Source organism: Heyndrickxia sp. NPDC080065, from assembly GCF_050281185.1.
Classification (GTDB): Bacteria; Bacillota; Bacilli; order Bacillales; family Bacillaceae_C; genus Heyndrickxia.
In genome coordinates this window covers 142,518-155,627 of record NZ_JBNNWS010000015.1, presented here as the reverse complement: position 1 = coordinate 155,627, position 13,110 = coordinate 142,518, and the positions used below count along the sequence as shown (strand labels likewise).

13 protein-coding genes are annotated in these 13,110 nt (G+C 33.9%); 4 read left to right on the top strand and 9 right to left on the bottom strand.

All coding sequences use genetic code 11. From position 1 onward, the window contains the following. Window positions 1–186: 186 nt before the first annotated feature. The 7 genes from ACQKP0_RS18640 to ACQKP0_RS18610 all read right to left on the bottom strand — a co-directional run bounded on the left by ACQKP0_RS18640 (window position 187) and on the right by ACQKP0_RS18610 (window position 6,646). Window positions 187–366, bottom strand: coding sequence for a hypothetical protein (locus ACQKP0_RS18640; protein ID WP_427407328.1), 180 nt, complete (start codon window positions 364–366; stop codon window positions 187–189). Continuing rightward, window positions 363–1,385, bottom strand: coding sequence for a nucleotide-binding protein (locus ACQKP0_RS18635; RefSeq protein WP_427407327.1), 1,023 nt, complete (start codon window positions 1,383–1,385; stop codon window positions 363–365). The genes ACQKP0_RS18640 and ACQKP0_RS18635 overlap by 4 nt, the downstream gene beginning before the upstream one ends. 101 nt (window positions 1,386–1,486) lie before the next feature. Then, window positions 1,487–2,191, bottom strand: coding sequence for a hypothetical protein (locus ACQKP0_RS18630; RefSeq protein WP_427407326.1), 705 nt, complete (start codon window positions 2,189–2,191; stop codon window positions 1,487–1,489). Between the two features lie 2 nt (window positions 2,192–2,193). Then, the gene (locus ACQKP0_RS18625; RefSeq protein WP_427407325.1) at window positions 2,194–3,006 is read right to left on the bottom strand and encodes an ATP-binding cassette domain-containing protein; all 813 of its coding nucleotides are present in this window, start codon (window positions 3,004–3,006) and stop codon (window positions 2,194–2,196) included. Window positions 3,007–3,237: 231 nt separating this feature from the next. Beyond that, on the bottom strand, window positions 3,238–3,906 hold the full coding sequence (locus tag ACQKP0_RS18620; RefSeq protein WP_427407324.1) for a cell wall hydrolase: 669 nt from the start codon (window positions 3,904–3,906) through the stop codon (window positions 3,238–3,240). Window positions 3,907–4,155: 249 nt separating this feature from the next. Next, a complete protein-coding gene (locus tag ACQKP0_RS18615) occupies window positions 4,156–4,869 on the bottom strand; it encodes a DUF421 domain-containing protein (RefSeq protein WP_427407323.1) in 714 nt (237 codons plus the stop codon). Window positions 4,870–4,984: 115 nt separating this feature from the next. After that, on the bottom strand, window positions 4,985–6,646 hold the full coding sequence (locus tag ACQKP0_RS18610) for a DUF6044 family protein (protein WP_427407339.1): 1,662 nt from the start codon (window positions 6,644–6,646) through the stop codon (window positions 4,985–4,987). Window positions 6,647–6,906: 260 nt separating this feature from the next. Between ACQKP0_RS18610 and ACQKP0_RS18605 the strand changes: the two genes are divergently transcribed. After that, entirely contained in the window at window positions 6,907–7,227 is a 321-nt protein-coding gene (locus tag ACQKP0_RS18605; RefSeq protein ID WP_427407322.1) for a 2Fe-2S iron-sulfur cluster-binding protein, read from the top strand. 81 nt (window positions 7,228–7,308) lie between these two features. On the opposite strand, the gene ACQKP0_RS18600 is transcribed toward ACQKP0_RS18605, so the two are convergent. Next, window positions 7,309–8,667 carry a S8 family peptidase gene (locus ACQKP0_RS18600; protein WP_427407321.1) on the bottom strand — a complete coding sequence of 453 codons (1,359 nt, stop codon included), beginning with the start codon at window positions 8,665–8,667 and terminating at the stop codon, window positions 7,309–7,311. Window positions 8,668–9,090: 423 nt separating this feature from the next. Between ACQKP0_RS18600 and ACQKP0_RS18595 the strand changes: the two genes are divergently transcribed. Genes ACQKP0_RS18595 through ACQKP0_RS18585 form a run of 3 tightly spaced genes read left to right on the top strand, consistent with a single transcriptional unit; the run spans window position 9,091 to window position 10,581 of the window. After that, complete coding sequence (locus tag ACQKP0_RS18595; protein WP_427407320.1) at window positions 9,091–9,477, top strand: YmaF family protein; 387 nt, start codon at window positions 9,091–9,093, stop codon at window positions 9,475–9,477. 60 nt (window positions 9,478–9,537) lie between these two features. Next, entirely contained in the window at window positions 9,538–10,044 is a 507-nt protein-coding gene (locus ACQKP0_RS18590; protein WP_427407319.1) for a hypothetical protein, read from the top strand. 24 nt (window positions 10,045–10,068) lie between these two features. Next, window positions 10,069–10,581 carry a hypothetical protein gene (locus ACQKP0_RS18585; protein WP_427407318.1) on the top strand — a complete coding sequence of 171 codons (513 nt, stop codon included), beginning with the start codon at window positions 10,069–10,071 and terminating at the stop codon, window positions 10,579–10,581. A 157-nt stretch (window positions 10,582–10,738) separates the two neighbouring features. On the opposite strand, the gene ACQKP0_RS18580 is transcribed toward ACQKP0_RS18585, so the two are convergent. After that, complete coding sequence (locus ACQKP0_RS18580; protein ID WP_427407317.1) at window positions 10,739–12,772, bottom strand: Na+/H+ antiporter; 2,034 nt, start codon at window positions 12,770–12,772, stop codon at window positions 10,739–10,741. Window positions 12,773–13,110 lie beyond the last annotated feature (338 nt).

Genomic DNA, 13,110 nt, shown 5'->3' with positions numbered 1-13,110 from the left:
TAGAAAAACAGCCTTATCCACCCCTATAGAATCTGCAATATTCTGTTGACTTTCTATACCATTTATATATCGTTTTACCGCTGTCAGTTTCTCTTCGATTGTAAATTTAGCCATAATAAAAGCACCTCCAATTGTTAAATGGTGTCTAACAATTGGGGTGCAGTACAATTGAAGAGTGTTTTTTTCTTATGCAAAATTTTCGAAGAGGTCTCCATATTTGGCTTTACGTTTATACACAACCGCTCCGACTTGTTCTTTTCCTTTTACAGGTGCAACTGCCTTCAGACCAACAACAGGCTCACCAAGTTTGTATGAATCCTTTTTAGAAATTTTTCTATTAATTGCTGGATTTATAAATCTAGTCATCGAGAAGCACCTCCAAAAAGATAATTTATTGTTTTCATCAAATCATAGTTAGCAAGGATTTGAGTTTCTATTTCATCATCAGATAAAAGTGTTGAACCGGATATAGATACAGTAATAACCAATTCATTACCTATAGGATAGCATATTAAATAAGTTTTAAACAAGTGATCCTTTGTTAGAAGGACTAATTCTTCCCCTTTTAAAAAGCTATCTACAACCAGAATCCTATTATCATCGTCTTCTTTTTTGTTATCATTTATGCTAAATGGATAAAAATCAATATATCCTGCTTTTCCTGCAACATGTCTTAATCCATCATTATTTTCTTTTTTCCAAACTCCAACACCATCTAAACTGAATAGTGGATGAATAGCATAAACACTTCTGAGTGAATCTGATAAGTATTCATATATTTTTGTGTGATCGTAATAAATTAGCTCCTTTGTTAATTTTAAGGTGAAAAGGGCTATTGCATCTCTCTCTTTTTGTCTTAGTCTTGCTTCCTCTAAAAGTAATGCTGGATCTTCATAATGACCTAGTTCTTTGATTTGTTGGGCTATATAACCACATGCTACATTCACTGCAGCAACAAAATTTTGATTATCACGAACTTCATAGGTCAAGGCAGATATTCCAATTAAATCTGAAGGCAGATGATAACCTTCGATATCTGTATCGTTTAACAACTTAGGTACTGTATTTGGAATTAAATAAAAAACTCGACCTCGTCTTAATCTTCCCCAAAAAAGTCCCATTTCAAACAAAGTATTATCTCGTGTAATAACTGAGGTTTTCCCACGCATATTGACAATATCGTCAGGGGAAAATATAAAAACAGCAAAGTCATTTTGATCTAATTGTGTTTCGAGATCTTCCATCGTATAGTTTAACGGTTTAAATGCTCCAGCAGACCAAGGAGTAACTTCAGCATAATAACTAAGTGCTGCATGAACTGCATTTACATATTCAATGGACTCCCTTGCTGATCCAATAAAAACCCTAGGTTTATCCAGTTCCATAAATCCTCCAAGAATATAAATAGTTATGATTGTAAAATACTTTCTAAATATTTGTTCATATTATACCATTTATAGGCTTCTATTAAATTAGTTATGAAGCACTATTTTTCCTTCCTCAAAAACATCTTTACAACAACTATCATGCAAACAACCATATATACAAATGCTAAACCTGAATACACCCAGAAATCCCTGCCAATATGTATTGTATCGTCCCTACTTAAATATTTCGTCACATTAACAATCGGTGGAAAGAGGATAAACAACCACTTAAAAATTACTGCTTTTTCTACTATTCTCTCATAAGAAATCGATAAAACCATCACGAGCATTGCAAGCAACCACGAATATTTTTTTGAAGCAAGTGAAGTAACTGAGAAAAACGAACCCACTAAAATGCCAAACAAAGCCAAAAAAATATGGCTATAGAATGATAGTGCGATATGTATCGTCATTATTGGCCCTTTGAAATTATTCATTAGTACTGGATAAATAATTGCATACAATGACAATACGAATGCGATCATTATGCAAACAGCCCATTTTCCCCATAAAAATCGATATTTACTACCTAATTGAACAAATAAAATATATTTCTCGGCTTCTTCCTCAATTGAAAAAACACCTATAACCACCCAAGTCATCACTAAATACAAGACAATACTTGTGATTGCGTAACTGCTTAAAATAGGGAGACCTTTATAGATGTACAATATAATCACCCATCCTGTAAATACTGTTAACGGAGGGATTATTTTTAATGAACGAATATAACTTTTAAATTGATAATGAATAAACCCAGTCATACTTACCTCTTTTCACTGACCTCAAGCACAGAACATTTTTTATTTAATAAATGAATTAATATTTGATCACTTATTGCTGCGTTAACCGTAAGCATAGCCGTTTTTCCATCGTAATAAATTTTATGCAAATCTAGTTCTTTAAAAATCTCTTTATCAATAAATTTCACTTTGATTATCTTTTTTACTTCTTGAGATTCCTTATTGAATAACATTTCTCCAGATTCTATATTTAATATTTGATTAGCTAGTTTGTCTATCATTACATCTTCATGTGTGGTGAAAATGATGGTTACTTGTTTTTTCAGCTGTTCTAAATGATGAATGAGATTATGTTGTGATGCAGTGTCCAATCCTGTAATTGGTTCGTCTAAAAGAAGAAGGTCTGGTTTCATAAGAAGAGCTTGAATTAACCCTACCTTTTGCTTTGTACCCTTAGAGCATTGTTTGAGGGGTGTATCAAGAAATGACTCTATTCCAAATAAGTGGATATACTTAGAAATTTCAGATTCAATTTGCTGATTAGACTTACCATGAAAGGATGCTATCAAGTATAAGTATTCTTTCATTCTAAATTGCAAATTCTCCGGAAAGTGTTCTGGAACATACCCTATATTCCTTGTATTTCTTATGATTTTCCCGCTTGTTGGTTCATAAATTCCTGCCAAGATCTTTAACAGAGTGCTTTTTCCTGAACCGTTTTTCCCGCAAATAGCTAGAGCGGTATGTTCATTACAACTAAAGGAAATATTTTGTAAAACTGAAGTTTCACCAATTACTTTTTTTAAATTAATCACTTCTAAAATATTAGTTTCCATTCTGCCACGACCTGTTTTTATTTAGTTTACCATCTTTTAAAATTTCGAACAAATTAGTTTACAGAATCTTTTAACAGTTAAAACGGTGGTGTTCATTCAATAACAGGTAAACATCAAATGTATCAGCAATATATCTATAAAATGAAAAAAGACAGCTTCAACAATTGTGAAGTCTGTCCTTAAAAATTTCATCCGCTAATAAGAGACCTTAAAAGCAGCCTTCTTAATTCATTATTTTGCAAATACATGGTGGCCAATTGTCTTTACTACTTTACGAGAACGAATCCAATTATCTGTTGCAATGTCAGGATTATAAAAATAAATCGAATTATTTAAACGATCTGTTCTCTTTAAAGCTTCATCAACGGCACGTTTTGCCTCATCTGATGCATGCTTATTAATTGCTCCATTTTGAACAGGTGAAAAAGCATAACTATGCCCAACAACTTGTTTAATAACACCTGTAACTGAATTCGGAAAATCACGTGAATCTACTCGATTTAAGACAACGGTTGCAACTGCTACTTTTCCTTTATAAGATTCACCCTTTGCCTCTGCTTCAACTAAACGAGATAATAAATCTTTCTCTGCATTTGAAATAGAAACTTTATCTTTGTCGCGAGTTTCTGTTTTATTATTAGATGAATGTTTAGCTGATCCCTTCTTTTTATTAGGAATTTGCAATTTTTCTCCTGTATATATCCAATCTTTTGATCGATTATTTTCTTTTTTTATATGATCAATAGTTACACCATAATGTTGTCCGAGCTTCCACAGGCTATCTCCCTTAACTACTTGATGGTTTGTAGCTGCCTCAGCCGAAAGATTCTGTATATCTATAAATCCGAATGTAGCTGCAAAAGCTACAACGAGTGATTTAAAAATGTAAGTTTTTTTCATGGATGCTACCTCCTGAAAATTCATATGGTAACACTCTAACATGGCAATCACCCATCTTACAGAACAATACAGTTACATTTCTTTTTAGTTTGATGAACAACATTACAAACAAAGCACAACTATGACTTTATACCTATATTTTTGTCATATTCAATCCAACATTTATAAAATAGAGGTGAAAATTACCGTGATTCCCAATCTTTTAGACTATGAACTCTTAATTTTACGGATTTGTGTAATATAAATTTCCTATTTTTCTTTATCAATTGGCGATGAAATACGATCCTTGTAAAGATCAAAATACAAGTGATTATTTGTACCCTTTACTGCATAAAATACGTCCGAAAGATTAAATCCTCTTTTCGAAAGTTCAGTTATCAGCCATTCTTTCGTTAATCCATTGTCAGTTAAATTTTGCTCAACCATTTTTCGTTCCATAATGAGCTCAATAGGAAATTGGTTACCTTCTGACGAGAACAATCCGATATCTTTTCTCGTTAAATAGCGGTAATCAGGTTTCTTAAGAACGGATAACTCTCCATTTGGTTCAACAATAGCAAATTGAACTTCATTAATATCAAAAATATCTTTTTGCCGTAACACATGATTTAATGTATCCATTGTTAACCGAATCTTACCTAAATTCTCTTCTAAAATTTTTCCGTTTTCAATGATAACAGTCGGTTTCCCGGATAACCATTTTCTAGCGTTTCGATATTTTAAAGAAATAACGCTAGATATAAAAGCAGAGATGAAAAAAATAATCATCGCTGCAGTAACCTGCCATGCTTCATTTCGAATGTTAAACGCAAGATTAGCAGTAATGGATCCAAATGTAGCTGCAGCAATAAAATGATGCGATGTCATTCGTGAAATGGTTTGTTTACCAAGAAAATGAGCAATAATCATAAATAGAAAAAATGCAAAAACAGATCGAATTAATATTTCGATTAGGTCTGACATGATAGACCGCTCCAACATCATATTTTCTGTATAACTAAATTTTTATGGTAGTAAGTCGAAATACATTTAACGTATATTTATTTCCCATTTGAAAAAAAGATCATTTCACTTGATGCTATATTGCCTTATAAAGATATATTTTCCATACAGAACTATTTGATTCAAAAACCTTTTCTAATTCCAAACTATTTTCGGATGCATTATCGATTGGAACTGCCGAAAAAATATATCTGCCGCCCATCGCCTTAAAAGGTTCAATATTAAGTTCAAGGTTTTTTAACCTCTTTTTTGAATTTTTATTAAACATATAATGTTTTCCAAGTTCATCAGTAAATACATAACACCGTCCACCCCACTCATCAAAATACGTTTTAATTGTTTTATTTTTGGCGAGCTCTTTTTCAATAATTTCCCTGAATTGATATTTATAGCTTAACGGATAGAAATTATTATAGGTATCCAGAGTATAAAAACCATTATACTGTGCTATTGCCGGATGAATTCCAATACTTGCTACACGATATTCATCTTGGGGCAAGTTAATATGTTTTTTTATGTCACTAAATTGTTCTACTGCAAAAAATTGCTTAACCGATGGTTTATCGTGAAAAATAATCTCTTCGTTAAACAATGAAACAACTATAAGCTGTAAGACGACAAGAACAGCTGTTGCTTTTCTCGAGAATTCTCCACAAAAATAGAGTATTTTTAGCGACAAAGCGAACAGTAAATATACGACAAGCGGTCTTAAAAAATGGAAACGAGCAAAGTTAAACGTATTAAGAAAATGAAAGCGTTCAGTTAGCGGTTGCCACCCTTTATAAAACCAGAATGCGTACCAGGCAGATAATCCGAAATTCAAACAGAACAAAATAATAAAGGTCTTTTCTTGTTTCCACAAGCTTTTCTTAACAACAAAAAATAAAGCTAACAACATGACAGGCAAAATAACAAAGGTATGGACAGTCATGACATGATTATGACCTAGAATGAAATTTTTAAAGGTAAGCTGGACTGAATGCCAAAAGGACAATCTAGTATGAAAATATTCATCCCTACTATTTGGTTCACCAAACAAAATGGAAAAAACGAGTCTATATTCAACTATTAAATAGACAATTGACATATAAGCGATTGAAAACAAGAAGCGCCAATTCCATCTTCTTTGCCTGATCACATCGACAATCCAAAATATCCCCATTGCACAAAGAAAAAAGAAAAATCCTAACACAACACTCGAATAAAAAGGGATAAGAGTAAGTATTAAGTAATTTTTCAACAATCCCTCCCCTTTACGGATATTAAGGAAAGCCCATAGTGCAAGCGGCATTCCTAGTGTACTTAACATCCCTGATGGCCAAAATGGGGTTAGTGCGAAATCAAGTGCTGTGCCAATATTGATTATCTCCCAGCCTTTTCCCGGCAGGAAATGCTTTTTTAATAATAAAAACATACCTATAAATGCGACGAACCTTGTTATCGTCTGACTTAGAGCATAAGCAATCATCGTTGGGAATAGGGCATAAAGCCATACAATTAAACTAAATTCTGTACCAAATGCATTTCTAGATAAGTTTCCATTAATAATTTGTGCAATTGTAGCATTAGTAGGACCTGTTAATTGGCCGCTTTTAGCTAAAACTGTATACCAAGAAAGATTAGAATCCAGATTGTCATGGACACGTATATGTGCATTTTCCCCTAGTATGAATAATGGGAATACAAAAAAAGTCAATACTAGAAAAGCGAAGATAATAAGCTTTTGTTCTTTATTCATTTTTTGAATCTGCAACAATCTACACCTCTAAACATTTTTTATATGATGATGTTTTTAAGATTCACATACACATATTCATAAAATATTTTTAAAAAACTTCTTATGCAGCAGTTTTTATAATTCGCGATAATGTCAATCCTTTCATAATTTACCGCAAATTAGTCATTTCTATTACTTTTTATTTCATTATTTAGTTTAAGGAACAATAGAGAAGGAAAAACTATGTAAAAAACATAATTTATATATGGAGGTATCACAAAATGCCAAAGGTTACTGTTCCAGGACAAGGGACCTTTGAAGTTGAAGAAGGGAAAAAGCTAGTTTTAGCATTAGAGGATAATGGAATAAATATTTTACACCGTTGTGGAGGAAATGCGAAATGTACAACCTGCAGAGTAGAAATGTTAGCAGGTGAATTTTGTGATTTAACAATTATTGAGAAAAAGGCGATTTATGATAATGGTATAGAGGATCATCTTCGTTTATCTTGTCAGGTTCGTGTAAGCAGTGACATATCTGTTCGTCCAATATTGACAATAGAAAACACTGGTAAGGATGCTGGACCAAGACCGGTCGATTAAAATTAATTTGAATACAAAGTCGTTCTATTAATTAAACAATAAACAAAGCTATCGAAACCTCCGATAGCTTTGTTTTGATCTTTATTTATATTTTAATGCACTGACTGCATTAATTAAACCATGGCCAGACTTTTCATCATAACCTGGTTTGAAAATATCATCAGCTGATTTCAAAATAATATGTTTTACTTGTGAAGGATTAAGTTTATCTTTTCCATACTTTGCAATGATTACACCTGCAAGTGCTGCAACTTTAGGAGCAGCCATGGATGTCCCAGCTTTGTAACCATAACCCCCTGGTACCGTAGCTAAGCATAAGTAAGAATTATCTCTGCCTATCCCTGTCTCAGGATCATAGTTAGGTCCTAAATCACCGCCTGGAGCCATTACATCGATTTTACCCACTCCGTAATTAGAGTAATAGGCAAGATTTTTCAATTGTCCTCCAGCAGAAACTCTGATCAAATTTTGGTTACTCGGACTTCTGTGTGTTGCACCCTTATCATCACCTGAAAGTTTTCCCGGACTGCTAATATCTACAGCATTATTTCCTGCGGATCCAACAACCGTAACTCCTTTTTTGATTGCATAATTTATTGCTCGATTAAACATTTGCTCTTCAGCAACAATGTCTTTTGTCGTAAATTCCGGATCCTGATACCAAGCATAGCCGCCTAATGACATATTTACTACGTCGACATTATCATCAGCAGCAGTCATTAATGCTTCAGCAATAGAAGCTGTAGTTGCTTCTCCAGTAGGTCCAAACACACGGTAAGAAGCTACTTTAAGATCAGGCCCTATTCCCATTGTTCTCCCTTTTGCCGCAATTGAACCAGCTACATGGGTTCCATGACCATTTTGGTCCTTCGCATCTGGATAACCTGGTACAAACGATTTCCCGTAAGCATAATTTGCTTTTAAATCTGGATGGGTATAGTCAATTCCTGTATCAATAACTGCAACGACAATATCGTCACCAGATGCTGACTTCCCTGTTCCACCAGGAAGATTCCATGACTCCCCATTATTCGTTACTTGTTTTATGTCCCATTGTAACTGTTCATATAGGTCAGCATTAGATGCTGCGACCTCATCATAGGAAAATGTTGCCTCTATTTCTGGATCCTCAGCAATAATTTTACTTTCTACACTAGCTTCAGACACAATTGAAGACTTTTTCACTTCTTTCAGGAAATTTGGATTGCTAGAGGAAACCTCAACAGCTCCTAGCTTTTCTAGATTCTGATGAACCTGGCCGCCAGCTTTCTTTAGTAAATCTTCATAACCAGCAGGTAATTTTGTCTCGTCTTTAAAAACTATTAAATATTTCTTTTCAACTGTTTGGGCTTGTCCCACACTAGCCCCGCTTGCAAATACTGTTGATGCACACAATGCTAGACTTAGGGCACCAGCAAATAATCCTTTTTTAATTGTCATTAAATGACCTCCTTTTGGCGTTTGTAATTTTCATTATATTCTAAATTTACCAGGACGCAATCTTCATCTTTCGACAACAATATATTAGCTAATCGCAGTATATGCTCCTTTTGTAATGGATTACATTCATTTTTTTCCAGTATTCAATAAAAAACAGTTAATTTTGATATTAATTCTTTATAAAAGAACAGAACCACTGTAATATTTGTCGAAATAATAGTTCTATTTCCTTATTTAAATAGATATAAGGTGATCTATTGCAAACTTATCGATGTTTTACTTTTTTAGCCTATAAATGGTAATTTGCCGAAAAAACCTTGTCTTTTGGTCTAAAAAATATAATTAGGAATATGATTTTGTGAAAAACAGATAAAGAAATTTGTAATTTTGATATATAAAAATAGGAAAGGTGGAAAATTCATCATGGAAATACCTATCACTGGTTTTATTATTCATTCACCTGGTTCTAATATGGATTCGGAGCACTCTCACGTTTTATATCTTACTTCATGGGATGGCAGGCCGCTTCATAAGCATCACTTTTCAGGAGTAACCTCATTCAATGTTGGGCATGAGCATCGTTATGCTGGTACAACTGAACCTGCTCCTAGTGGAGTGCCGCATACTCACAAATACTTTACAATCACTTCCTTTGATGATGGACATAAACATGAAATTCGAGGTGTAACCGGCCCTGCCATTCCCTTACCTGATGGAGGACACTATCATAAATTCAGTGGAGTAACGACAGTGAACGGATCCCATCCACATACGCACAAATATAGCGGCAATACTAGTCCTAGCAATTAGGGAAACTAAGTTTTAGGGCACTGTTTCACTAACATATAAAAATAAGTGAGGGACACCGCCTTGACTTCGACCACTATTGATATGAACTCTTACCACAGCCGCACTTATCTTGAAGCCATTTATGCAGCCTTGGAAAAAGGAATGGCTGCAAAAGAAGTAGTATGTTCCATAACTACTGGTTTTCGATCTATTCCATCATTAAGGATTGCACCTGGCCTCAATCCTTACCATGCTACTGTCGCAGATATAGGTTACGGCTTTGATGCAGTTCAAGGAACAATTATTCGCCTACGCAAAGGGGAATTTATTTCACTTGCAAAAGAAATGCTTGTTTTTGACCTTGATACACTTCGTATTAGTGAAGCACAATTAAGCCCTAATTTTGAATTAGTTGTAAAGGAAGCAAATCAAAATGTCTATAATTTAGTTGAGATAAGTCGATATTTAAATCTTCAAATTGCAGAAATGATCAAGGAAGCTATAAAACACGGTAAAGCTCTTTTAGGTCCAGAATGGGAGATCATACGTGCACGAATCGAAAATATACAAGCGATCCCACGTCTTTAATAATAGTAAAAGGGGGAAATATAGATGCTAAATACTAACCCTATGACTATGAGTGAGGATGAGAAATATCGTTTGTTAGAATGGTGGAAAGCAATGGAGTCAGCTAAACCAGTGATACGGAGATTAACTTCATTAGTAAGTGAACTTAGGGTGCACCCAGAATCCAGTCATGCAGATGGTATGATTCTTTTTTATCGGGCTATATCCGAAATTTCATATGGTTATGCTGGTGTTCGGGGATGTATACGTCGGGCATTTACAAGTGAATACTCTGAGGCACTTCGAATCAATATAGTAATGTGTCATAGTTTTGCTGAAAAATTCTCGGTTGATGCAAAAGTTCTACTTGAACGAGTTGCCATGCAAATCACTGGGAAAAATGCTCTTCAATTAATCGATCGTATACAAGAAACGCTAATGGAAAATGGCAATATGTTAAATGAAATACAGCAACGGGCAGATGCTTTCTATGAAAAGGAAACATTCCAATCCTTACAAAAGAAGGTTATACAATCTAATTCTTTGCCAAGTAAATGAAATATCGACAAACGAGGGCGACCCATAATTATTTAAATCCAAATAATTATGAGCCGCCCTCATTTTGATTTGTATCAAAGAATCAATCCTTTTAATAACCAAATAGGATAAAAAATTCTAGTGAATCAACTTAAAAATGAAGTCAATCACTAAAAGATTACCCATGTAAACTGTTCTTTTCCATCCAATAGGCTTCTCGTATATTAATATTTTGTCGTACCTTTTTAACAATATCGGCGGTAATTTGCCCTTTTTCATACATCTTTTGAATTTCATCTCGTTCGGCTTGAAAGGCCTTACCTTGCAATTCACGTTTTAAACGTTCATACTCCTTAGCGGCACTAGCATTATTATGCAATTTTAAATTAGTAAGGAGTTCATTATATTCTCCTATCACAAGAAAAGTAATATTTTTATTATGAGAAGTTAATCCATTTTTCAGATCTTGAATAGCTGATTCAGCCATATTCTTTTTTAAGTAGATGATGCTTCGTATTATATTCCGTTTTTTGTCTAATATCTTTTTATTTGGGACAAACATCTGTACTATTCGAAACAAGATTTTTCTTATCAACGTCCATAAAACGAAAACCCTATATTTAATTTTGTTCGTAATAGCAATTTCCATTCGACGAATATATTCTTTAGCAATATAAGCTGTTTCACGATCAATCCGTCTTTCTTTTATCAATTTCGTAATATATGAAGACTCTGCCTCCAGTGCCCTAATCCTAATTTCAGTTTCTTCCTTCTTACGCAAGTTGGCATCGGCACTTTCATATTTATACTGACTTATTTTCTGGTTATAATCTGAAATAATAGATAAAGCAGCAGAGCGATTCACATCATTTATCATTTCCTCGGTTGCCCGTATAGCTGCTACTTTCGTTTGAATAAATGCTTTCTTTTCCATTTCTTTTCTTTCACTATCTACCTTTTCTTCAGCTGATTTTGCAATCATTGGCAGGAAGATGCTCGCGATGATTAAAGTTACTAATATTACTCCTGCTGCGATAAAAATGATTAGAGAGCGCTCAGGAAATGGACTCCCATCAGCTAGTAAAAAAGGAATCGAAAACGACCCCGCTAATGTTACAGCTCCTCTAACACCTGAAATCGTAGTAATCCCAATTGGTCTAAGATATGGTTTTAGAATTTTCTTTTTCTTAACCAATTTCCAACCAATCCACCAAGATAGATAGATCCAAATGAAACGAAGGAGCAATAATGCGAAAGTAATGATCAAAATATATTTCATCACTACAAAATTATTAAATAGTGGATCTTTAAAAATTTCACTTGCTACATTCGGAATTTGTAAACCAAGTAAAACAAACACTAAACCATTTAAAATATATAAAATCACTGTCCATGTACTTTTCGAAACGACCTGTAATTCTAAAGTCGGAGATTTTTCCCGGTCCTTCTCAATTGCATGGACTATTCCCGCTGCAACAACAGCTAATATTCCTGAAAGATGAAAATGCTCAGTAACCAAATAAATGACAAACGGAGTAAGAATTTGTATAAGCATATGGATTGTTACATCTTCCATCCCAAAACGACGAATAAGAACCCTGATTTGAATAATGAAAAAAGCTAGAATCGCTCCGCCAAGAAAACCTCCGATGGCAATAACTAAAAAACTCAAGCTTGCATTTGCGAGCGAGAAAACACCTGTAACAGTTGCTGTCACTGCAAATTTAAAAGCAACTAGCCCTGATGCATCATTCATTAACCCCTCCCCCTCAAGCAAGTGCATAATGCTTTTAGGTATATTAACCCTGCTTGAAATCGCACTAACTGCTACCACGTCTGTCGGTGACAATATAGCTGCTAATGCAAACGCTGCTGGAAGAGGTATCGAAGGAATAAGCCAATGTATTAAATAGCCAATCACAATAACCGTTACAAATACTAACCCTAGTGCAAGTAATAATATTGGAACCCTTAATTTCCATAATGCTGACCTCGGTACATTTCTCCCGTCATTAAAAAGCAAAGGTGCAATAAAGAGCACTAAAAATAATTCTGTCTCCATAGGGATATGTATTCCTAAAGGAATTACCGCAATTAATATGCCTAAAGCGATCTGAATAAGCGGCACGGGAATATATGGCACAAGATGATTCACAATATTAGAAAGTCCGATAATTGCTAATAATGATAAAACAATAAGAAAAATTCCCATTCATTCACATATCCTTTATTTTTTATATCATAATTCTTTGTTTATACTTTTTGTTCAATAAGTGATCTGCCGGCCATGTTTAAAGCTATTTTAATACGGAGTATATCTAGACAAAACATTCCACGAATGACTTTACCGCAACAATAACATTATTTTACAAAAGCCTATAATTAATACCATCATTAAGTACTCGTTTTAACAGCTTATTCATAAAGTTATTTTATATTTATTCTTCATTTTCACAATTTAATACCTTAACTAGCACCTTCCTACTAATCCCAAAAGTCAAAACAAAAACCTCCACAATAAATGTGAAGGCTATTCTTAGGTACAGGACC